The following is a 20,162-nucleotide window of genomic DNA, read 5'->3' on the forward strand; positions in this document are numbered from 1 at the left end:
AAACTTCGGGTAGAAGCGCGCCGCACCTTCCTCGCGGCCGTGCGGAGCCTGCCCGAATGACCGACCACCCCCTTCTGACGCCGTCGCAATCCGCCGAGCTGCTCGTACAGGCGCTGCCGCATATGCAGCGCTACGACCAGGAGGTCATCGTCATCAAATATGGCGGCAACGCCATGGGCGACGCCGCCACTGCCGAGGATTTCGCCGAGGACATCGTGCTGCTCGAGCAGTCCGGCCTGAAGCCCGTCGTCTGCCATGGCGGCGGGCCGCAGATCGCGGCGATGCTGAAGAAGCTCGGCATCCAGTCCGAGTTCAGGCAGGGCCTGCGCGTCACCGACGAGGCCACGGTCGAGGTCGTCGAGATGGTCTTGGCCGGCTCGGTCAACAAGGAGATCGTCGGCTACATCACCCGTGAGGGCGGGCGCGCCATCGGGCTCTGCGGCAAGGACGGCAACATGGTCACCGCCCGCAAGGTGACCCGCACCATCGTCGATCCGGATTCCAAGATCGAGGAGGTGCTCGACCTCGGCTTCGTCGGCGAGCCCGAGAAGGTCAACACGACCGTGCTCGACGCGGTGCTGAAGGCCGAGCTGATCCCGGTTCTGGCGCCGGTCTGCGCCGCCGCCGACGGGCAGACCTATAACGTCAACGCCGATACCTTCGCCGGCGCCATTGCGGGGGCGCTCAATGCCAAGCGCCTGCTGCTGCTCACCGACGTGCCCGGCGTCCTCAACAAGGACAAGCAGCTCATTCCGGAGCTGACGGTCGAGGAATGCCGCCATCTGATCGCGGACGGCACGATCTCGGGCGGCATGATCCCGAAGATCGAGACCTGCATCTACGCGCTGGAAAAGGGCGTCGAGGCCGTGGTCATCCTCGACGGCAAGGTGCCGCATGCGGCGCTGATCGAGCTCTTCACCGACACCGGCGCCGGCACGATCATCCGGCGGTGACGTCACGACTCCAGCCCGTCATTCCGGGCGGAGCGCAGCGGAGACCCGGAATCCATCGTAGAGCACCGAGCCTTATGATGGATTCCGGATCAGCGCCGCTACCGCGGCTTGTCCGGAATGATGGGGTGGAGGGTGTCGAGCGCGCCCGCGATTAAGCCTTGGCCAAGGACTTGCAGCGCAGACTCCGGCTCGCCACATCTCGGAGTCCGATGAAAACACTTCCTGACATCCCGGTCGCGACCCCGCCCCTGACGGCGGAAGGCTTCGCGCATGTCGATCACTGGGTCTTCGACCTCGACAACACGCTCTATTCGCACGAGGCCAAGGTCTGGCCGCAGGTCGACGAGCGCATCACCCTGTTCCTGGCGGAGCTGTTCGGCCTCGACGGCCTTTCGTCACGGGCCCTGCAGAAATACTACTACCAGCGCTACGGCACGACGCTGAAGGGGCTGATGGAGGAGCATGGCGTCGATCCCGACGACTTCCTCGACTTCGCCCACCAGATCGACCTGTCGCTGCTCGACCCCAACCCGGAACTGGGCGAGGCCATCGCCGCTCTGCCCGGCCGCAAGCTGATCCTGACCAATGGCTCGCGCGGCCATGCCGAGAACGTCGCCGGCAAGCTCGGCATCCTCCACCATTTCGAGGATATCTTCGACATCGTGCAGGCCGGCTTCCTGCCCAAGCCCGAACGCGCGACCTATGAGAATTTCCTGGCCAAGCACTCCGTCGATCCCGGGCGGGCGGCGATGTTCGAGGACATCGAGAAGAATCTCGTCGTCCCGAGCGCGCTCGGCATGAAGACCGTGCTGATCGTGCCGCGGACGCCCGACCCCTTCCGCGAGGCCTGGGAGCAGGTCGCGGTCGAAGCCGGCCATGTCCACCATGTCACGACGGATCTCGCCGGCTTCCTCAAGCCGCTCGGACGGCCTGCCGAACGCAGGAGCTGAACCCGGCGGAAGGATTGCCGCGCCGCGCGTTTCCCGAAAAGGAATTTCTGTTCTTCTTTACGAACAGAAGGGAAGCTGCTACTGGCTCTGTCCGTTATAAAGAACGGATTGAGGCTGATCATGTCGACATCGGACAACGCCGCAGCGAAGCTGCATCCCGAGACGCGTCTGGTCCATGCCGGCACCATGCGCTCGCAGTTCGGCGAGACCTCCGAGGCGCTGTTCCTGACGCAGGGCCATGTCTATGACAGCGCCGAGCAATGCGAGGCGCGCTTCCTGAACAAGGATCCGGGCTTCCAATATGCCCGCTTCTCCAATCCCACCGTCGCGATGCTGGAAGGCCGCATGGCGGCCTTCGAGGGCGCCGAAGCCTGCCGTGCCACCGCGACCGGCATGGCCGCGGTCACCGCCGCCGTGATGGCGCAGGTGCGCGCCGGCGACCATGTCGTGGCGGCGCGCGCGCTCTTCGGCTCCTGTCGCTACGTCGTCGAGGACCATCTGCCGCGCTACGGCGTCGCGTCGACGCTGGTCGACGGCACCGATCTCGAGGCCTGGCGCAAGGCGATCCGGCCGAACACCAAAGTCCTCTTCCTTGAAAGTCCGTCGAATCCGACGCTGGAGATCATCGACATCGCCGCCGTCGCCGAGATCGCGAAGGCAGCGGGCGCGACGCTCGTCGTCGACAACGTCTTCGCCACGCCGCTCTTCCAGCGCCCGCTCGAGCTCGGCGCCGATCTCGTCGTCTATTCCGCCACCAAGCATATCGACGGGCAGGGGCGCTGCCTCGGCGGCCTGATCGTCGGCTCGAAGGCGCTGATCGAAGGCGATATCCAGACCTTCCTGCGCCAGACCGGCCCGGCGATCTCGCCTTTCAACGCCTGGGTGATGCTGAAGGCGCTGGAGACGCTGCCGCTGCGCGTTGCCAAGCAGGCGGAGAATGCGACCAAGGTCGCGGATTGGCTCGCCGCTCACGCGAAGCCCTCAAAGGTCATCTTCTGCGGCCATGACAGCCATCCGCAGGCCGCGGTCATCGCACGCCAGATGAGCGGCCCCTCGACGCTGATCGCCTTCGAGGTGCCCGGCGGCAAGGACGCCGCCTACCGCCTGCTCAACGCCTGCAAGCTGATCCGCATCTCGAACAATCTCGGTGACGCCAAGAGCCTGATCGTCCATCCCGCGACGACGACGCACCAGCGCTTCAGCCCGGAAGTCCGGGCCGATATGGGCGTCACCGACGGCATGATCCGTCTCTCGATCGGGCTGGAGCACGCCGACGACCTGATCGCCGATCTGGAGCAGGCGCTGGCAAAGGTGTGAGACGCCAGCCGTCATTCTCGGGCGAAGCGCAGCGCAGACCCGAGAATCTCTGGAAGGACGCAGCGCAGGAGCCTCATCCGTCACGAGATGCTCGGGTCAAGCCCGAGCATGACGGTGGTTTGAACCGGCGTCATGCGGGCCCCTGTGGCCATCCCCGCTTGCCCCTGCTAAAGCGAAGCCGTTTTCCAGCCTGCCCTGAGAGGCCAGCATGCGTTCGGGCGAAGTGAAGCGTCGCACCAACGAGACCGATATCGCGGTCTCGCTCACGATCGACGGGACCGGCAAGGCCGAGATCGCCACCGGCGTCGGCTTCTTCGACCATATGCTCGACCTGTTCGCCCGCCATTCGCTGATCGACCTCAAGGTCAAGGTGAAGGGCGACACCCATATCGACGACCACCATTCGGTCGAGGATGCCGGTATCGCGCTCGGCGAGGCTCTCAGGCAGGCGCTCGGCGACAAGAAGGGCATCCGCCGCTATGCCGATGTCCACCTGCCGATGGACGAGACGCTGACCCGCGTCGCGCTCGATGTCTCCGGCCGGCCGTTCCTGGTGTTCCGCACCGAGTTCAAGGCGCAGAAGATCGGAACCTTCGACACCGAGCTGGTGCGCGAATTCTTCCAGGCCTTCGCGATGAATGCCGGCATCACGCTGCATGTCGAGACGCTCTATGGCGACAATGCCCACCATATCGCCGAGAGCTGCTTCAAGGGGCTGGCGCGGGCGCTGAGGCAGGCGCTCGAGGTCGATCCGCGCGAAGGCGGCCGCGTGCCCTCGACCAAGGGCGCGCTCTGAGGAGGCGAGGATGGCATTCTACACGGTGATGACGCCGCCCTCGGCCGAAGGCGGCGAGAGCGAAGCGGTCGAGCGGGCACGCCTCGTTCCCGACAGCTTCTCCTGGGGCGCGTTCCTGCTTCACGGGCTCTGGCTGCTCGGCCAACGGCTCTGGCTGGCGACATTGCTGCTCGTGTTGGCCTGGGCTGCGATCTTCTTTCTCCAGACGCGCTTCGGCTTCCACCCGACCGCGCTCGGGCTGATCTACTGGACGATCGCGTTCTTCCTCGGCGTCGAGGGGCGCAATCTCGTCATCCGCAAGCTCACCCGCAAGGGCTGGCGCCTGGCGGATGTCGTCGAGGCGCGCTCACTGGCCGAGGCCGAGCGCCGCTATTTCGAACGCGCGCTCGGCGACGAGCCCGTCGCGCCGCGGATCGTAACCGCAACGCCCGCCACGGCAGCACGACCGAGCGGCGCGCTGCCGATCATCGGCCTCTTCCCGGAGGCGCAGGGACGATGAGCCAGTCCGTCGCGATCATCGATTACGGCTCGGGCAATCTGCACTCGGCCGCCAAGGCGTTCGAGCGGGCCGCCAACGAGGCCGGCATCCCTTCGACCATCCACGTCACCAGCAACACCGATGTCGTGCGTGCGGCCGACCGCATCGTGCTGCCGGGCGTCGGAGCCTTCGCCGATTGCCGACGCGGGCTCGACGCCGTTCCCGGCATGGTCGAGACGCTGGAAGAGGTGGTGCGGGGCAAGGGCCGACCCTTCCTCGGCATTTGCGTCGGCATGCAGCTCCTCGCCTCGCGCGGGCTCGAATACACGATAACCGAGGGGCTCGGCTGGATTCCGGGCGATGTCGCCCTGATCAAGCCGCGCGACGAGAGCCTCAAGATCCCGCATATGGGCTGGAACACGCTGCACCGGCAGAACGAGCACCCGCTGCTCGCCGGCATCGAGACCGGCCCGCAGGGACTGCACGCCTATTTCGTCCATTCCTATGCCCTGACGCCGGAACGGGCGCAGGACGTGGTCGCACTGACCGACCATGGCGGCCCGGTGACTGCAATGGTTGCGCATGGCAACGTCGCGGGCACGCAGTTCCACCCCGAGAAGAGCCAGGCGCTCGGCCTCAAGCTCATCGCCAATTTCCTGAGCTGGAAGCCGTGATCCTCTTTCCCGCGATCGATCTCAAGGAAGGCCGCTGCGTCCGCCTGAAGCAGGGCGACATGGCGCAGGCCACGATCTTCAACGACGATCCGGCCGCGCAGGCTGCGACCTTCGAGGCCCAGGGCTTCCAGTGGCTGCATGTCGTCGATCTCGACGGCGCCTTCGCCGGCAAGCCGATGAACGCGGCGGCGGTCGAAGCCATCCTGAAGCGCGTCGCCTTTCCCGTGCAGCTCGGCGGCGGCATTCGTGACATGAAGACGGTCGCCGGCTGGCTCGACAAGGGCATCGCCCGAGTCATCATCGGCACGGCGGCGGTGCGCGATCCCGGTTTCGTGCGCGAGGCGGCGAAGGCCTTTCCGGGCCAGGTCGCGGTCGGCATCGACGCGCGCGACGGCTTCGTGGCCGTGGAAGGCTGGGCCGAGACCTCGACATTGGCGGCGGCCGATCTCGGCAAGCGCTTCGAGGATGCCGGCGTGGCCGCGATCGTCTACACCGACATCGCCCGCGACGGTATGCTCCAGGGCATCAACTGGGACGGCACGATCGCGCTGGCGAAGGCGGTTTCGATCCCGGTGATCGCCTCGGGCGGCCTGGCCTCCATGGCCGATATCGAGCGCCTTTGCGCTGATGACGCCTCGATCCTCGAAGGCGCGATCACGGGCAGGGCCCTCTATGACGGTCGGATCGATCCGACGGCAGCACTCGACCGGCTGGCCCGGGCCGCCTGAGCCTCAGATCAGCTTCACCTTGCCGGTGGCGAGGTCGTAGACGCCGCCGACGACCGTCAGCTTCTTCTCGGCGACGCGCTGGGCGAGGATCGGAGCCGCCGTCTTCAGCCGCTCGACATTGAGCCGGACATTCGCCTCCGTCGCCGCTTCCAGCATATCGGCGGCGCCGGCTTTCTGCACCTCGACGACGGCAGGCCGGATCGCATTGACCAAGGCAGGCAGGTGGCCGGGCAATTGCGTCCCGTTCTTCACTGCATCGATGGTCGCGGAAATCGCGCCGCAGCGCGTATGCCCGAGCACCAGGATCAAGGGCGACTGCAGGACGGCCGCGCCGAATTCGAGGCTCGCCAGCCCATCCTCGTTGACGAAATTCCCCGCAACCCGGACGACGAAGAGATCGCCGGCGCTCTGGTCGAAGGTCAGCTCGGGAGCAAGGCGCGAATCGGCACAGCCGACGATCGAGGCGAAGGGATGCTGCGAACTGGCGCGGGCCGCGCGTCCAGCCGAGAAATCCCGATGCCGCGGCTTGTTGGCCACGTAGCGGGCATTGCCCGCCATCAGCCGCTTCAACGCCTCTTCCCCGGTCGGCACATCCGCCGGGCTCGCGGTCTGCGCGGAGGCCGTCGAGACGCCGCCGGCCATCCCGCCCGCGAGCGCAAGCGCGGCGCCCAGACCGAGGAGGGAGCGACGCGACGGGCGCGGCAACGGATGACGAGCGACGCAATTCTCGCACATGGCAGCATTCCCCCCGGAAAGCCGGCGGAGCCTTCCGCCTTGCGCGGCCACCGTATCGACAAGTGATGAAGAATGACTATCGGGGCGGACATCGAGCGCGCCCCCGCCCGATCAGCTCCGACCGGGTCGCGCGGTCACCGCGCCGCCGGTTCCAGCCCCGGCAGCGCGACGAACATCCTCAGCGCACGAACTGGTCGTAGATCTTGGCGAACTCGCCCGTCGCCTTGGCGAGATGCAGCCACTGGTCGACGAAGGCCTTGAAGGTCGCGTCGCCGCGCGGGAGCATGTAGCCCATCTCGCCATATTGCAGCGGCTCGTCCGGATTGACGGCGCAGAGGCCGGGCTTGGCCTTCTCCTGCACCTTCACCTCGATCGATTCGGCGATCATCAGGTCGGCCTTGCCGGCGAGGATCTGGTCGAAGATCGTGACGTTGTCGGGGAAGACCTCGATCTTGGCCTGCTTGAAATTGGCGCGCACGAAACGCTCATTGGTGCCGCCGGGATTGACGATGACGCGCGTCTCCGGCTTGTCGATGGCCGCGACCGTCTGGAACTTGTCCTTGTCGGCGCAGCGCACGATCGGCGCCTTGCCGTTGACGAGATAGGGCGCGGAGAAGAACACCTTCTTCTGCCGGTCGAGCGTCACCGAGATGCCGCCCATCGCGACGTCGCATTTGCCCGAGCCCATGTCGGTCAGCAGATCGGCCCATTTCGTCTGGACGAACTTGGCCTCGACGCCGAGCGCCTTAGCGAGCGATTTCGCCAGATCGATGTCGATGCCCTCGAAGCTGCCGTCCTTGGCCAGGGTGAAGGGCTTGTAGTCGCCGGTGGTGCAGATTTGCAGGCTGCCTCGGCTCTGCACGGTGTCGAGCAGGCTCGCGGGCGTCTGCGCGTGGACGGCGCCGGCCAGCGTCAGGCCGAAGGACAAGGCCGGCAGCAGCAGGCCGGGGCGGAGCAGGGAGAACAGGCGCATGATCGGATGACCTCGGAGCTGTCGAAACCGCAGGCCAAGCAAGGAACGTGCGCGACGGACTGTCAACCGGCGCCGCAATGGTTTAGAGGAGCCGGTTTCCGGCGGCTTTTTTTCAACGGCCTGGGCCCTGTCGACGATGACCTTGAAGACCCGCATCATTCCCTGCCTCGACGTCAAGGACGGCCGCGTCGTCAAGGGCGTCAAGTTCGTCGACCTGGTCGATGCCGGCGATCCCGTCGAGGCCGCCAAGGCCTATGACGCGGCCGGCGCGGACGAGCTCTGCTTCCTCGACATCACCGCAAGCCATGAGGATCGCGGCATCCTGTTCGACGTGGTGACGCGCACGGCTGAAGCCTGCTTCATGCCGCTCACCGTCGGCGGCGGGGTGCGCAAGGTCGAAGATATCCGCGCGCTGCTGCTGGCCGGCGCCGACAAGGTCTCGATCAACACCGCCGCCGTCACCAACCGGCTCTTCGTCAAGGAAGCGGCGGAGAAGTTCGGCGCCCAGTGCATCACGGTCGCGATCGACGCCAAGCAGGTCTCGCCCGGCCGCTGGGAGATCTTCACCCATGGCGGGCGCAACGCCACCGGCATCGAGGCCGTCGCCTTCGCGCGCGAGGTCGTCTCGCTGGGCGCGGGCGAATTGCTGGTGACCTCGATGGACAAGGACGGCACCAAGTCCGGCTATGATCTCGGCCTGACGCGCGCCATCTCGGATGCGGTCTCCGTGCCGGTGATCGCCTCGGGCGGTGTCGGCGACCTCGACGATCTCGTCGCCGGCGTCAGCGAAGGCCATGCCTCAGCCGTGCTCGCCGCCTCGATCTTCCATTTCGGCACCTACACGATCGGTCAGGCCAAGGCGCATATGGCGGAAGCGGGCCTCAGGATGAGGCTCGATTGACATGACCGGCTTCACCCTCGCCGATCTCGAAGCCCGCATCGCCGAACGCGCCAGCGCCTCGCCCGAGGAATCCTGGACGGCAAAGCTCATCGCCGCCGGTCCTGAGCGTGCCGCCAAGAAGTTCGGGGAGGAGGCGGTCGAGGCCGTCATCGCGGCCGTGAAGGGCGATCGCGCAGAGCTGATCGCCGAAAGCGCCGACGTGCTGTATCATCTTTTGGTCGTGCTCAAGAGCCGCGATATTGCATTGCAAGACGTCTTGAGCCAGCTTGAAGCCCGTACGGCCCGGTCCGGACTGGCGGAGAAGGCGGCCAGATCCGGTTGAGTAGCGTCGAAGACCCGGCGAGGATGATCCCCCTTTGAACCTCGAATCCTGGATTGCGGGTCGCGTCATGGACCAGCGCCTCATCTCGACCCCGCCGGAACGCGACCTCGTCTCGCCCTATCGCATCTTCTCGCGCGACGAGTGGGCGCATCTGCGCGCCGATCAGCCGCTGACGCTCTCGGTCGACGACCTGACCAAGCTGCAATCGCTCAACGATCCGATCTCGCTCGACGAGATTGTCGCGATCTACCTGCCGCTGTCGCGCATGCTCTCGCTCTATGTCGCGGCGACGCAGGGGCTGTTCAAGGCGACACAGCGCTTCCTGCTGGCCGAATCCGAGCCCAAGGTGCCCTATATCATCGGGGTCGCCGGCTCGGTCGCAGTCGGCAAGTCGACCACGGCGCGCGTGCTCAAGGCCCTGCTCTCGCGCTGGCCCAATACGCCGAAGGTCGAGCTCGTCACCACCGACGGCTTCCTGCTTCCCAACGCCGAGCTGGAACGGCGCGGGCTGATGCAGCGCAAGGGCTTCCCGGAGAGCTATGACGGCCAGGCGATCCTGCGCTTCCTCTCCGATGTGAAGGCGGGCAAGCCGCAAGTGTCGGCGCCGGTCTATTCGCACCTCGTCTACGACGTCGTGCCGGGCGAGACGGTGACGGTCGAGCGGCCGGACATCCTGATCCTCGAGGGGCTGAACGTGCTGCAGCCGAGCCGCATGCCGAAGGACGGCACGGTGATCCCCTTCGTCTCGGATTATTTCGACTTCTCGGTCTATCTCGACGCCGACGAGAACGATCTGCACCGCTGGTACGTCAACCGCTTCATGACGCTGCGCCACACCGCCTTCCGCGATCCGCGCTCCTTCTTCCGCAAATATGCCGAGATCGCGGAGGAGGAAGCCCTCTCCATCGCCGAGAAGCTCTGGACCGGCATCAACCTGCCGAACCTGCAGGAGAACATCCTGCCGACGCGCCAGCGCGCCAGCCTGATCCTGACCAAAGGCGCGAGCCACCGCATCCAGCAGGTCGCCCTGCGGCGGCTGTAGAATCCAGCCGCGATGTCGTTCCCGCCCCGGCCCGCCCTCTCCGGCTCCGCATCTTGATGGAAGCCTTCTGGTCGCTCGCCGGCATGGCGAGCGCGGCCTTCATTGCCGCGACCCTGCTGCCGGCGCAGTCGGAAGCCGTCTTCGTCGGGCTGCTGGCGGCGAAGAGCGTCGATCCGCTCGCACTCTTCCTGACGGCGAGCCTGGCGAATACCGCCGGCTCGCTCCTCAACTGGTGGCTTGGCCGGCTCATCGCACAGCGCGGCGTCGAGGCGCTGCCGGTGCGATTGCGGCCCGACCCGGCCCGCCTCGCCAAGGCACAGGGCTGGTTCGAGCGCTTCGGCTGGCCCTCGCTGCTCTTCGCCTGGCTGCCGATCGTCGGCGACCCGCTGACCTTCGTCGCGGGCACGCTGAACTTCCCGCTCGGGCGCTTCATCCTGCTGGTGCTGGTCGGCAAGGCGGCGCGCTATGCGATGCTCTGGGCAGGCTGGACGAGCCTCGCCTGAAGCGTTTTGGCGCGAGGCGGATGCCGGTTCGCGCGAAGAAAGCGCTCCTGCATCCTTGGCAATTGCGAAACCGGGCCGGCCGGGCTACCAGCGAAGCTATCCGTTCAAGGAGATTTGACGATGAGCATCCAGCGTATCCAGCCCGGTCCCCGTATGTCCAAGGCCGTCGTGCACGGCGATACCGTCTATCTGGCCGGCCAGGTCGCTGGCGCCGCAGCGGGCAAGAGCGTGGCGGAGCAGACGGCCGACATCCTCGGCATCATCGACGGCCTGCTGGCCGAGGCTGGCACGGACAAGTCGAAGCTGCTGATGGTCAATATCTGGCTCGCCGACATGTCGACCTTCGCCGAGATGAACGCCGTCTGGGACAAGTGGGTCGTCGCGGGCGCCACGCCGGGCCGCGCCACGGTCGAGGCCAAGCTCGCCGCGCCGCAGTTCACGGTCGAGATCGCGGTCATCGCCGCGAAGTGAGATTGGACGCCCCCGGGCCGGCCGCGGAAGCCGCTTCCGGCCCGGGGACATGCATCGCCGCCATGAGCCCAGCGGGAGCATGGCGGTAGCCCTGGCGGGAGGCGGCTATCGGCCGTTTGGACGAGATCACACCGCTTCTGGCCCGGGTCGCCGGACGCCACGGATTGCCGCCGGTCGCGCTGGCCGCGATGGTCGGCGACTGGCTCACCGATGCCGGCAAGGCCTTGCCGAACGAGACGCTGCTCGACCGCAAGGCCCAGGACTTTCTTGCCTTGGCCCGTCGCCTGACATCGCCGCTCGACGATGCGGAGATCCGGCGGCTGCGCGCCGAAGCGGCGGCCGCCATCGCCGCCGGCCGGCTCGCCGAAGCCGACAAGGCTCTGGCGAAGGCCGAACTCCATCTGATCGGAAAAGTCACCGACCTCACCGCCCTGTCGGCGGGAAGCCGGGTGCGGATCGGCGAAAACCGGGCCGACCGCGCAGCACTCAGCTTCCTGCGCGCCGCGCCGGAAAGCTACCGCGAAGCAGCGGCGCGCTATGGCGAGGCTTCAGCGCTGATCGGGCTCGTCGATATCGAACACAGCCGCCGGGCCGCGCTCGACCAAGCCAGCGCGCTCGTCCGCATCAGCGAGGATTTCGGCGGCCGCGAGGGCTATGACGCCGCCGCGGCAGTGCTGCGTCGCCAGATCGAAGGGCTGGACAGCCTGGAAGATACCACCGCCTTCGCCGAAGCCGAGGAAGCGCTGGCCGGCGCCCTCGAAGGGCTTGCGCAGGTCACGGATGAGAAGTCGCTTCGCAGCGAGGCCCTGGCGCATTGCCGGCGCGCGCTGGAACATCTCCAGCGCGACGAAGCTCCGCTGCTCTGGCGCGCGCTGAAGCTCCGCTTCGGCCGGCTCGCGCTCATTCTCGGCAAGAGACAACAGGACGAGGCCCTGCTGGAAGAGGCGATTTCCGCCTTCGCGACCGTGCTTGCCGCCTGGGACCGCAGCAGCGACGAGACGCGCTGGCTCGAGGCCGAGCACATGATCGCGCGCGCACGCGCGGTGCTCGGCAGCCACCGCAACGATCTGGCCCTGCTGGAGCGCGCCTTCAACAGCCTCACCCGGGTCGCTGCGGCCGTCGACCGCGAAAAGGAGCCGCTGCGCTGGGCCGAACTTCAAGACCAGATGGGCAGCGTTCTCGGCGCCATGGCCGAACGCTACACCGAACCGGTGGTGATCGAGGAGGCCATTGCGACATTTGCGGCCGCGCTGGAAGAGCGCCGACGCGAGACCGTGCCGCTGCTCTGGGCTCAGACGCGCGCGGCCCAGGCCGAGGCCATGCTCCAGCTCGCACGCCGCGGCAAGGACAAGGACCTCGCCCAAAAAGCTCTGGCGCAGCTGGTCGAGGCCGTGGAAACCGCGCGCAAGGCCGACCCCGGCGCAGCCGCGGGTCTCCAGCAACGCCTGGCCGCGGCTGGAGAGCTGGCGACGCGCCTGCTCTCGGAATAGTCCCGAATCAGCCGCGCGGGCTCCGCTCCGCGAGCCGCTCCAGCGCCGCGTCGAGCGTCGCATCGCGCTTGGCGAAGCAGAAACGCACGACATTCTTCACCGCCCCCTCCGCATAGAAGGCGCTGACGGGGATGGCGGCGACGCCGTTCTCCGTGACGAGACGGCGGCAGAAATCGACATCGTCGCGCTCGCCTAGCGGCGCGATATCGAGATTGAGGAAATAGGTGCCCGCGCTCGGCAGCACCTGGAATCCCAGGTCGCGAAGCCCCGTGGCGAAGCGGTCGCGCGAGCGCTGGAAATCCGCCCGCATCCCTTCGAAATAGCCGTCTTCCTTGCCAAGCCCGTAGGCGACCGCGGCCTGCAGGTTCGGCGGGGTGGTGAAGGTGATGTATTGATGCGCCTTGGCCAGCACCCGCATGATCGCGGGCGCCGCCATGACCAGCCCGACCTTCCAGCCCGTCAACGAGAAGATCTTGCCGGCCGACGAGATCTTGACGGTGCGCTCGCGCATATCGGGCCGCCCCAGCACCGGCACATGGCGGTGGCCGTCGAAGACGACATGCTCCCAGACCTCGTCGCAGACCGCGATCGCATCATAGCGGTTGCAGAAGGCGGCGAGCAGGTCGAGATCGGCCTCGCTGAAGATCGTCGCCGTCGGGTTGAGCGGGTTGTTGAACAACACGACGCGCGTCTTCGGGGAGAAGGCTTTCGCCAGCGCCTCCTCGGTCAGGCCGAAATGAGGCGGCGTCAGCGTCACGAATTTCGGGATGCCGCCGGCGCGGCGCACCAGCGGCACATAGGCGTCGTACATCGGCTCGAACAGCACGACCTCGTCGCCCGGCGTCACCAGCGCCATCAGCGCCCCGGCGATGGCCTCGGTCGCGCCGGAGGTCACCATGATCTCGCTGTCGGGATCGAGATCGAGCCCCTGCCAATGCTTGTAGTGAACAGCCACCGCCTGCCGCAGTTCCGGCAGGCCCATCATCGGCGGATACTGATTCCAGCCATCGATCACCGCCTCGGCCGCCTTGCGCCGGACATCCTCCGGCCCGGGATCATCCGGAAAGCCCTGCCCGAGATTCACCGCGCCGGTCTCGCGCGCGAGCTGGGACATGACCTCGAAGACACTGGTCTGAAGGGCGGAAAAGATCGGATTCATCGGGATTTCGGCGTCCGGCAGGCTTTTGCTGGGCCCGGCTCTACCATGCCGTGGGAACGTGTGCATCCCCGTTCGGGGTCGTCGTTCCGGCGCCTGAAAATATCGAATGATGAATGTTGACATTCATCACCGGTCAGTGTCTATTCACTTTCAGCCGGTCTACGGCGGACGCCCGTTGCGACTTCGCCCCTTTGGCGCAGCAGGATGCCGCAGTAGGCCGGCGAATTATGTCAGGGGCCTCGCGACATCTGGCCCGTCGGCGCAAACGCCCTGCTTTGATCGCAAAGCCTCTCCCTTTCCCTCGCAGATGATCTAAGCAGGCGCATGGACCGCGCCCGCACGCCCGCCATCATGATTCTCGGCACCGGCTCGAATGTCGGCAAGTCGCTGATCGTCGCCGGCTTGTGCCGGCTCTTCGCCGATCGCGGGCTGCGGGTGCGCCCGTTCAAGCCGCAGAACATGTCCAACAATGCCGCCGCCACCGCCGAAGGCGAGATCGGCCGGGCGCAGGCGCTGCAGGCGCGGGCCGCGCGGGTCGCGCCGCATCCCGACATGAACCCGGTCCTGCTGAAGCCCGAGGGCGAGCAGGGCAGCCAGATCATCCTGCAGGGCCGCGTCGCCGGTCGCCTCGCCTCGCGCGACTTCGCCCGGCGCGGCGATTTCCTGCCGCAGGTCCTGCAAAGCTACGAGCGGCTCTGCGCCGACGCCGATCTCGTCATCGTCGAGGGCGCCGGCTCGGCCGCGGAAACCAATCTGCGCGCCCGCGACATCGCCAATCTGGGCTTCGCCCGCGCCGCGGACGTGCCTGCCATCCTGATCGGGGACATCGACCGCGGCGGCGTGATCGCCAGCCTCGTCGGCAGCCATGCGGTGCTCGACCCCGCCGACCGGGCGATGATCCGCGGCTTCGCCGTCAATCGTTTCCGCGGCGCGGTCGAATTGTTCCGGCCGGGCGTCGAGACCATCGCCACAGCCACCGGCTGGCCCTGCCTCGGCGTGGTGCCCTGGTTCGCGGCGGCGCACCGGCTGCCGGCTGAGGACGGCCTCGATCTGCGTTCCGAGCGCAAACCCGGTGCCCGCATCCGCATCGCCGTGCCCATCCTGCCCGGCATCGCCAATTTCGACGATCTCGATCCGCTCAAGCTCGAAGCGGAGGTCGATCTGGTGCTGGTGCCACCGGGACAGCCCCTGCCGATCGCCGATGTGGTGATCCTGCCCGGTTCCAAGACGACGCTGCGGGACCTCGCCGCGCTGCGCGCCGAAGGCTGGGACATCGACATCCTGGCGCATCGCCGTCGCGGCGGGCATGTGCTCGGGCTCTGCGGCGGCTACCAGATGCTGGGGCGCGTCGTCCGCGACCCGTCGGGCATCGAGGGGCCGGCCGGAGAGGCGCCCGGCCTCGGGCTGCTCGATGTCGAGACGGTGCTCGACGCCGCCAAGACGGTGCGCGAGACCCGCTTCACCCATGCGGCCAGCGCGGCGCAGGGACGCGCCTACGAAATCCATCTCGGCCGGACCGAAGGCCCCGACACCCGGCGCGCGCCCTTCGCGGTCGATGGCCGGGCCGAGGGCGCAGCCAGCCCGGACGGCCGCGTCGCCGGCACCTATCTTCATGGCGCCTTCGCGTCGGATGCGATGCGGGCGGCCTGGCTCGGCGCGATCGGCGGCGGCACGCAAGGCTCGGATGTCCGGTTCGACGTGCTCATCGAGCAGACCCTCGACGATCTCGCCGCCCATCTCGCGGGGCATCTCGATGTCGAAGCCTTGCTGGAGATCGCGCGCCGGCACCGGGACGCTGCGATTTGAGCGAGGATCCTGTTCCTGCCCCGTTGAGGAGAAGCATCCATCCCGCCGAAATCGCACGTCCCGCGCGCCGCGCGGAACTTATTGGGCCGCGCGCGATTGTTGCCACATGGGAGAAAAACTTTTATTCGCCATAGCGTTGACGAATGACGAAATTCGTCATAGCGATCAATACTCACCGCCTACACTAGAAAGCAAACAAAGCGGCCGCGCCGTGACCCACGCCGAACGCGATACCAGGCAGACCATCGTCGACACCGCCGAGCGCTTCTTTCGCGACATCGGCTACCAGAAGACGACCGTTGCGGACATCGCCAAGTCCCTGCGGATGAGTCCTGCCAATGTCTACCGCTTCTTCGACTCCAAGAAGTCGATCAACGAGGCGGTGCTGGAGCGCTACAAGCGCGAGCAGGAAGAGGCGATGATCGTCATCGCCGGTCAGGACCGGCCGGCCGCTGACAGGTTGCGCGATATCTTGGAGACCTCGTTCCGGCTCAATGTCGCTCGCTTCGCCGGCCATGTGCGGATGCAGGAGATGGTCTGCGCGGCGATGGAGGAAAGCTGGGACGCGATCATCGCCCATATCGAGCGCTTCGATGCCGTGCTGCGCCGCGTGGTGGTGGATGGCATCGCCAATGGTGAGTTCCGCGACATCGACCCGGTCCAGGCGACCGGCTGCATCCGCACGGCGATGACCCGCTTCATGCACCCGCTGCTCATCAACCAGTTCGAATGTCTGCCGGGCCCCTCGGCCGACGAGATGATCTCCTTCGTCTTGAGCGGGCTCGAAGCCCGACCGCCACGAGGCTGACCCGTTTTAGACCGGCTCGCGCGTTGACAAGCCGCCGAGGGAGCGGGATACCCCCGCTGACATGGCCATCCTGCCCAAACAGAACCTGAAGAAGTCCGCCATCGTCCTGCACGATCTGGTGATGACGGCGCTGGCGATCTGGCTCGTCTTCGTCGTGCGCTTCGAGGGCCGCCAGCTCACCGAGCATCTGCGCTATCTGCCGCGCTTCCTGCCCTTCTTCGTCGCCTATGCCGGGCTGGTCTACTGGTTCTTCTCGCTCTACCGCTCGAAATGGCGCTTCGCCTCGCTGCCGGACCTCTCCAACATCGTGAAGGCCGTCTCGGTCCTGACGGTGACGCTGCTTGCGGTCGATTATCTCCTCGTCGCCCCGGATTTCTACGGCGCCTTCTATTTCGGCAAGATCTCGATCGCGCTCTACTGGCTGGTCCAGATCGCCCTGCTCGGCGGCCCGCGCCTGGCCTATCGCTACTTCAAATATGCCCGCGGCCGGACCAATGCCGAGCGCGAGGCGGTGCTGCCGGCCCTGCTGCTCGGCCGCGGCGTCGAGGTCGAGATGGTGATCCGGGCCATGGAAGCCGGGACGATGCGCCGGCTGCGCCCCGCCGGCATCCTCTCGCCGCGTCACGACGATCTCGGCCAGTCGATCCGTGGCGTGCCGGTGCTCGGCCTGCTCTCGGAGATCGGGACGGTCGCGGGCGAGGCGGCGGACCGTGGCGAGGGCTATCGCCGCATCGTCGCGACGCCCTCCGCATTGGTGCCCGAGGCCCATCCGGAGAAATGGCTCAGCCAGACGCGCCGGCTCGCCGTGCCGATCTCCCGGATCGACGCCTCCGGCGAAGGCACGCGCGACACCGACGTCGCGCCGCTGGAGATCGAGGATCTGCTGGTGCGCTCGACGGTGACCATCGACCGTGGGCGCCTCGGCGCCTTCCTGAAAGGCAAGCGCGTCATCGTCACCGGCGGCGGCGGCTCGATCGGCTCCGAGATTTGCCTGCGCTGCGCCGCCTTCGGCGCCGCCGAGCTGCTGGTGGTCGAGAGCTCCGAGCCCGCCCTGTTCCAGATCACCGAGCTGCTCGCCGTGCAGGAGCGCGACACGGTCGTCTCCGGCGTGCTCGCCGATGTCCGCGACCGCGAGCGCATCATGCCGCTCTTCGCCGGTTTCCAACCCGACATCGTCGTCCATGCCGCCGCGCTGAAGCATGTGCCCTATCTCGAGGCCGACTGGAGCGAGGGCATCAAGACCAATATCTTCGGCTCGGTGAACGTCGCCGACGCGGCGATCGCCGCCGGAGCGAAGACCTTCGTGATGATCTCGACCGACAAGGCGATCGAGCCCGTCTCGATGCTGGGGGCGACGAAGCGCTTCGCCGAGATGTATGCGCAGTCGCGCGATGCCGAGTTCGTCGCGGCCGCCTCGGGCGTGCGCCTGGTCGCGGTGCGCTTTGGCAATGTGCTGGGATCGGCCGGCTCGGTCGTGCCGAAGTTCAAGGCGCAGATCGCGCGCGGCGGGCCAGTCACGGTCACCAGCCCCGACATGATCCGCTATTTCATGACAATCCGCGAAGCCTGCGATCTCGTGCTGACGGCAGCGTCCCATACCGGGGCCGAGGATACCGATTCCGAGCGGGCCGCCGTCTATGTGCTCAAGATGGGCCAGCCCGTGCGGATCATGGACCTGGCCGAGCGGATGATCCGGCTGGCGGGCTACGAGCCCGGCGAGGATATCGAGATCGTCGTCAGCGGCGTGCGGCCGGGCGAGCGGCTCAACGAGATCCTTTTCGCCCGCGACGAGCCCATGGCCGAGACCGGCCTCGACGGGGTGATGGCCGCCAAGCCCAGCTTCGCCGGGCGGGCGAAGATCCAGAGCTGGCTCGCGCAACTGGACGAAGCCATCAAGGCGAATGACCGCGCCGCCGCCAACGCCGTGCTCGACGAGGCGATCCCGGATTTCAGCCGGCGCGAGCAGAGCCCGCCAGCCGCGCCAGCGCCGCCCCGGTCTCTACCGGCGGCCGCCATCCAGCGCTGAGCAGGCCTTCGGGGCGCGCCACGAGGCTGCCCGCGAGCTTGAGGAAGGTCTCCTCCCGCCCCGCCAGCCGCGCCGCCAGCCACAGCCAGCCTTCCGGCACCGGCAGCAAGCCGGATCCACGGCCGAGGCCGCTGCGCAAGGCCGTGAGCATCCCGGCGACGCTGACCGGCTCCGGATCGGCGACGATGTAGCTCCGCCGGGGCGGGCAAGCCGGTGTCAGGGCGAAGCGGATGGCCTCAGCGAGGTTCTCGACGGCGAGCAGCGAGCGCGGTGCCTGAAGCCCGCCGAGCGGCAGGGGCAGCGGCAGCCTCGCCAGCTTCAGCAGGGCCGCCATATTGGCCTTGACGCCCGGCCCGTAGATCAGCACCGGGCGCAAGGCGACCCAGTCGAGAGCGAGCGCCGCGAGGCCCTGCTCCGCAGCCAGCTTGGAGCGGCCATAGGCATCGTCGGGAGCGGGCGCCGCATCCTCGGTCAGCGGAGGCCCGTCGAAGGCACCCGACAGCGCCTTGATCGAGGAGAGATAGACGAAGCGGCGCACCCCCGCCGTAACCGCCGCCTGCGCCAGCTCCAGCGTCGCCTGGGTGTTGATGCGCTGGTAGAGCGCCTCGTCGAGCCCCGGCCCGGCATGGGCGAGACCCGCCATATGCACGACATGGTCGACGCCGCGCAGCGCCTCGCTCCAATCCAGCGGTTGGGCGAGATCGCCGATCTTAACCGTCTCGACGCCGGCAGGCACCGGGACCGGCCGCCGCAATGCGAGCCGCAGGCGCCAGCCCGCACCCGTCAGCGCCGCCACGACATGCGGCCCGACAAAGCCGCTGGCACCGGTGAGGAGGACGGTTCCCTCAGCCATGGCCAGCCCGTGGCGTCGCGAAGGCACGTAACAGCAGGCCCGTCAGCATGGCCGCCAATGCCAGGCACGCGCCTTGAACCCAGAGACCCGGCCAAGCGATCGACAGTCCCGCCAACGCCGCCAGGACGATGTTCAGCAACGCGACCCGTCCGACGACGCCGCGGACGCTGAAGCCGTTGACGGTGGCCTGTTGGTAGAAATGCGAGCGATGCGCTTCCCACACCTTCTCGCCGCCGGCGAGGCGCCGCAGCAGCGTGATGGTGGAATCGGCGACATGATAGAGCGGCAGGATGAGCGCCGCCGCGAAGGCGCCCGTCCCGGCGAGACGATAGAGCAGATAAGCGGTCAGCAAGCCGATCGGCAGCGAGCCGACGTCCCCGAGAAAGAGCTTCGCCACCGGCCGGTTGAAGGGCGCGAAGCCGATGAGCCCGCCGCAGAGGGCAGCCGCGAGCCAGCCCGTGGCGGGATCGATCACGCCCGCATTGCCGGCCAATGCGAGGGCCGCCGCAAGCGGCACGATGCCGGCGACGGTGATCCAGTCGAGCCCATCCATGAAGTTGACGAGATTGACGAACCAGATGCCGGCGACAAGCGCCAAGGCCCGCTCGACGGCGAGCGGGAGGAATTCCGGGAACAACCGCAGTTCCGGCGCGGCCCGAAACAGCACGAAGCCGACGCAGGCCGCCTGCAGCGCCAATCGCAGGCTCGCCCGCAGAGGCCGGATATCGTCCCAGGCGCCGACCACGGCGAGCACCGTCGCTCCCGTTGCGACGACGAGCAGCGCACGCCCGGCTTCGGCCTCGACGGGGCTCAGGCCGAAAGCCAGCGCGATGGCCAGGAACGCGCCGGCGAGCACGGCAATGCCGCCGCCCTGCGGTGTCGGCACCGTGTGGCTCGAGCGGGCGTTGGGGCGCGCCAGCGCGTAGCGTTGCAGCAGCGGACGCAGCAGCACGCAGAGCAGCGCCGCCGCTAGCGCGGCGGCGACAGAGATCGCGAAGGGGACGAGCACGATAGCCAAGGTGGCCGCACCATAATCGAGGCGGCCCAAAAACCTAGAGGCTATCGCGCAGTGCCCTTGCTGGAACGTGCCGTGTTTTCACAAAAAGCAGCGTCACCCCGGACGCAGCGAAGCGGAGATCCGGAATCCATGTCTGAGCCTTGATCGGAAGCGCTCCGG

21 protein-coding genes are annotated in these 20,162 nt (G+C 67.5%); 16 read left to right on the forward strand and 5 right to left on the reverse strand.

Annotation, left to right across the window (positions count from 1 at the left end; translation table 11 throughout):
* The first annotated feature begins 56 nt into the window (after window positions 1-56).
* From argB to hisA, 7 genes are all read left to right on the forward strand, one after another.
* Window positions 57-953: an acetylglutamate kinase gene (gene argB / locus GY40_RS17415; protein ID WP_038364795.1), complete on the forward strand. Its 897-nt coding sequence runs from the start codon at window positions 57-59 to the stop codon at window positions 951-953.
* 209 nt (window positions 954-1,162) lie between these two features.
* Window positions 1,163-1,903: a pyrimidine 5'-nucleotidase gene (locus GY40_RS17420; RefSeq protein WP_038364797.1), complete on the forward strand. Its 741-nt coding sequence runs from the start codon at window positions 1,163-1,165 to the stop codon at window positions 1,901-1,903.
* A 120-nt stretch (window positions 1,904-2,023) separates the two neighbouring features.
* A complete protein-coding gene (locus tag GY40_RS17425; RefSeq protein WP_038365216.1) occupies window positions 2,024-3,220 on the forward strand; it encodes an O-succinylhomoserine sulfhydrylase in 1,197 nt (398 codons plus the stop codon).
* A gap of 208 nt (window positions 3,221-3,428) precedes the next feature.
* Window positions 3,429-4,016: an imidazoleglycerol-phosphate dehydratase HisB gene (hisB, locus tag GY40_RS17430; RefSeq protein WP_038364799.1), complete on the forward strand. Its 588-nt coding sequence runs from the start codon at window positions 3,429-3,431 to the stop codon at window positions 4,014-4,016.
* 10 nt (window positions 4,017-4,026) lie between these two features.
* Entirely contained in the window at window positions 4,027-4,515 is a 489-nt protein-coding gene (locus GY40_RS26630) for a DUF2628 domain-containing protein (RefSeq protein ID WP_051988222.1), read from the forward strand.
* Window positions 4,512-5,168, forward strand: a complete 657-nt coding sequence (hisH, locus tag GY40_RS17440) for an imidazole glycerol phosphate synthase subunit HisH (RefSeq protein ID WP_038364801.1) — start codon at window positions 4,512-4,514, stop codon at window positions 5,166-5,168. The genes GY40_RS26630 and hisH overlap by 4 nt, the downstream gene beginning before the upstream one ends.
* Window positions 5,156-5,896, forward strand: coding sequence for a 1-(5-phosphoribosyl)-5-[(5-phosphoribosylamino)methylideneamino]imidazole-4-carboxamide isomerase (hisA, locus tag GY40_RS17445; protein ID WP_156115999.1), 741 nt, complete (start codon window positions 5,156-5,158; stop codon window positions 5,894-5,896). The genes hisH and hisA overlap by 13 nt, the downstream gene beginning before the upstream one ends.
* Before the next feature lie 3 nt (window positions 5,897-5,899).
* Here the strand turns inward: hisA and GY40_RS17450 are convergent, their stop codons facing one another.
* Both GY40_RS17450 and GY40_RS17455 read right to left on the reverse strand, forming a co-directional pair.
* Entirely contained in the window at window positions 5,900-6,631 is a 732-nt protein-coding gene (locus GY40_RS17450) for a carbonic anhydrase (protein WP_038364805.1), read from the reverse strand.
* A 178-nt stretch (window positions 6,632-6,809) separates the two neighbouring features.
* A complete protein-coding gene (locus GY40_RS17455; RefSeq protein ID WP_038364807.1) occupies window positions 6,810-7,604 on the reverse strand; it encodes a transporter substrate-binding domain-containing protein in 795 nt (264 codons plus the stop codon).
* Between the two features lie 136 nt (window positions 7,605-7,740).
* Between GY40_RS17455 and hisF the strand changes: the two genes are divergently transcribed.
* The 6 genes from hisF (at window position 7,741) to GY40_RS17485 (ending at window position 12,333) form a co-directional block, all read left to right on the forward strand.
* Window positions 7,741-8,505: an imidazole glycerol phosphate synthase subunit HisF gene (hisF, locus tag GY40_RS17460; protein WP_038364809.1), complete on the forward strand. Its 765-nt coding sequence runs from the start codon at window positions 7,741-7,743 to the stop codon at window positions 8,503-8,505.
* A gap of 1 nt (window position 8,506) precedes the next feature.
* Window positions 8,507-8,827 carry a phosphoribosyl-ATP diphosphatase gene (locus tag GY40_RS17465; RefSeq protein ID WP_038364811.1) on the forward strand — a complete coding sequence of 107 codons (321 nt, stop codon included), beginning with the start codon at window positions 8,507-8,509 and terminating at the stop codon, window positions 8,825-8,827.
* Between the two features lie 67 nt (window positions 8,828-8,894).
* On the forward strand, window positions 8,895-9,869 hold the full coding sequence (coaA, locus tag GY40_RS17470) for a type I pantothenate kinase (protein WP_051988265.1): 975 nt from the start codon (window positions 8,895-8,897) through the stop codon (window positions 9,867-9,869).
* 56 nt (window positions 9,870-9,925) lie between these two features.
* Window positions 9,926-10,372: a YqaA family protein gene (locus GY40_RS17475; protein ID WP_051988223.1), complete on the forward strand. Its 447-nt coding sequence runs from the start codon at window positions 9,926-9,928 to the stop codon at window positions 10,370-10,372.
* 120 nt (window positions 10,373-10,492) lie between these two features.
* The gene (locus GY40_RS17480) at window positions 10,493-10,843 is read left to right on the forward strand and encodes a RidA family protein (protein ID WP_038364814.1); all 351 of its coding nucleotides are present in this window, start codon (window positions 10,493-10,495) and stop codon (window positions 10,841-10,843) included.
* Window positions 10,844-10,959: 116 nt separating this feature from the next.
* Window positions 10,960-12,333: a hypothetical protein gene (locus GY40_RS17485; protein ID WP_038364816.1), complete on the forward strand. Its 1,374-nt coding sequence runs from the start codon at window positions 10,960-10,962 to the stop codon at window positions 12,331-12,333.
* A gap of 7 nt (window positions 12,334-12,340) precedes the next feature.
* Here the strand turns inward: GY40_RS17485 and GY40_RS17490 are convergent, their stop codons facing one another.
* Window positions 12,341-13,492 (reverse strand): aminotransferase, encoded by a 1,152-nt coding sequence (locus tag GY40_RS17490; protein WP_038364818.1) that lies wholly within the window; start codon window positions 13,490-13,492, stop codon window positions 12,341-12,343.
* A gap of 324 nt (window positions 13,493-13,816) precedes the next feature.
* On the opposite strand from GY40_RS17490, the gene GY40_RS17495 reads away from it, so the two are divergent.
* The 3 genes from GY40_RS17495 (at window position 13,817) to GY40_RS17505 (ending at window position 18,132) form a co-directional block, all read left to right on the forward strand.
* Window positions 13,817-15,298: a cobyric acid synthase gene (locus tag GY40_RS17495; protein ID WP_197062769.1), complete on the forward strand. Its 1,482-nt coding sequence runs from the start codon at window positions 13,817-13,819 to the stop codon at window positions 15,296-15,298.
* Between the two features lie 211 nt (window positions 15,299-15,509).
* A complete protein-coding gene (locus GY40_RS17500) occupies window positions 15,510-16,106 on the forward strand; it encodes a TetR/AcrR family transcriptional regulator (RefSeq protein WP_038364820.1) in 597 nt (198 codons plus the stop codon).
* A gap of 70 nt (window positions 16,107-16,176) precedes the next feature.
* On the forward strand, window positions 16,177-18,132 hold the full coding sequence (locus tag GY40_RS17505) for an SDR family NAD(P)-dependent oxidoreductase (RefSeq protein ID WP_038365225.1): 1,956 nt from the start codon (window positions 16,177-16,179) through the stop codon (window positions 18,130-18,132).
* Here the strand turns inward: GY40_RS17505 and GY40_RS17510 are convergent.
* Both GY40_RS17510 and GY40_RS17515 read right to left on the reverse strand, forming a co-directional pair.
* Window positions 18,056-18,985: an NAD-dependent epimerase/dehydratase family protein gene (locus GY40_RS17510; RefSeq protein WP_038364822.1), complete on the reverse strand. Its 930-nt coding sequence runs from the start codon at window positions 18,983-18,985 to the stop codon at window positions 18,056-18,058. The genes GY40_RS17505 and GY40_RS17510 overlap by 77 nt on opposite strands.
* Window positions 18,978-19,997, reverse strand: coding sequence for an MraY family glycosyltransferase (locus tag GY40_RS17515; RefSeq protein WP_038365228.1), 1,020 nt, complete (start codon window positions 19,995-19,997; stop codon window positions 18,978-18,980). Before GY40_RS17515 ends, GY40_RS17510 begins: the two co-directional genes overlap by 8 nt.
* Window positions 19,998-20,162: the final 165 nt, after the last annotated feature.

Source organism: Allobosea sp. UNC402CLCol (assembly GCF_000745475.1).
Lineage (GTDB): Bacteria > Pseudomonadota > Alphaproteobacteria > Rhizobiales > Beijerinckiaceae > Allobosea > Allobosea spartocytisi.

Excerpts from the sequence above, each read along its gene's own strand:
- GY40_RS17490 (WP_038364818.1), bottom strand. The coding sequence starts at position 13,492 with ATGAATCCGATCTTTTCCGCCCTTCAGACCAGTGTCTTCGAGGTCATG.
- GY40_RS17475 (WP_051988223.1), top strand. The coding sequence starts at position 9,926 with ATGGAAGCCTTCTGGTCGCTCGCCGGCATGGCGAGCGCGGCCTTCATT.
- GY40_RS17510 (WP_038364822.1), bottom strand. The coding sequence starts at position 18,985 with ATGGCTGAGGGAACCGTCCTCCTCACCGGTGCCAGCGGCTTTGTCGGG.
- GY40_RS17495 (WP_197062769.1), top strand. The coding sequence starts at position 13,817 with ATGGACCGCGCCCGCACGCCCGCCATCATGATTCTCGGCACCGGCTCG.
- GY40_RS17420 (WP_038364797.1), top strand. The coding sequence starts at position 1,163 with ATGAAAACACTTCCTGACATCCCGGTCGCGACCCCGCCCCTGACGGCG.
- GY40_RS17425 (WP_038365216.1), top strand. The coding sequence starts at position 2,024 with ATGTCGACATCGGACAACGCCGCAGCGAAGCTGCATCCCGAGACGCGT.
- argB (WP_038364795.1), top strand. The coding sequence starts at position 57 with ATGACCGACCACCCCCTTCTGACGCCGTCGCAATCCGCCGAGCTGCTC.
- GY40_RS17480 (WP_038364814.1), top strand. The coding sequence starts at position 10,493 with ATGAGCATCCAGCGTATCCAGCCCGGTCCCCGTATGTCCAAGGCCGTC.
- hisF (WP_038364809.1), top strand. The coding sequence starts at position 7,741 with ATGACCTTGAAGACCCGCATCATTCCCTGCCTCGACGTCAAGGACGGC.
- GY40_RS17455 (WP_038364807.1), bottom strand. The coding sequence starts at position 7,604 with ATGCGCCTGTTCTCCCTGCTCCGCCCCGGCCTGCTGCTGCCGGCCTTG.
- coaA (WP_051988265.1), top strand. The coding sequence starts at position 8,895 with ATGGACCAGCGCCTCATCTCGACCCCGCCGGAACGCGACCTCGTCTCG.
- GY40_RS17465 (WP_038364811.1), top strand. The coding sequence starts at position 8,507 with ATGACCGGCTTCACCCTCGCCGATCTCGAAGCCCGCATCGCCGAACGC.
- hisH (WP_038364801.1), top strand. The coding sequence starts at position 4,512 with ATGAGCCAGTCCGTCGCGATCATCGATTACGGCTCGGGCAATCTGCAC.
- GY40_RS26630 (WP_051988222.1), top strand. The coding sequence starts at position 4,027 with ATGGCATTCTACACGGTGATGACGCCGCCCTCGGCCGAAGGCGGCGAG.
- hisB (WP_038364799.1), top strand. The coding sequence starts at position 3,429 with ATGCGTTCGGGCGAAGTGAAGCGTCGCACCAACGAGACCGATATCGCG.
- GY40_RS17450 (WP_038364805.1), bottom strand. The coding sequence starts at position 6,631 with ATGTGCGAGAATTGCGTCGCTCGTCATCCGTTGCCGCGCCCGTCGCGT.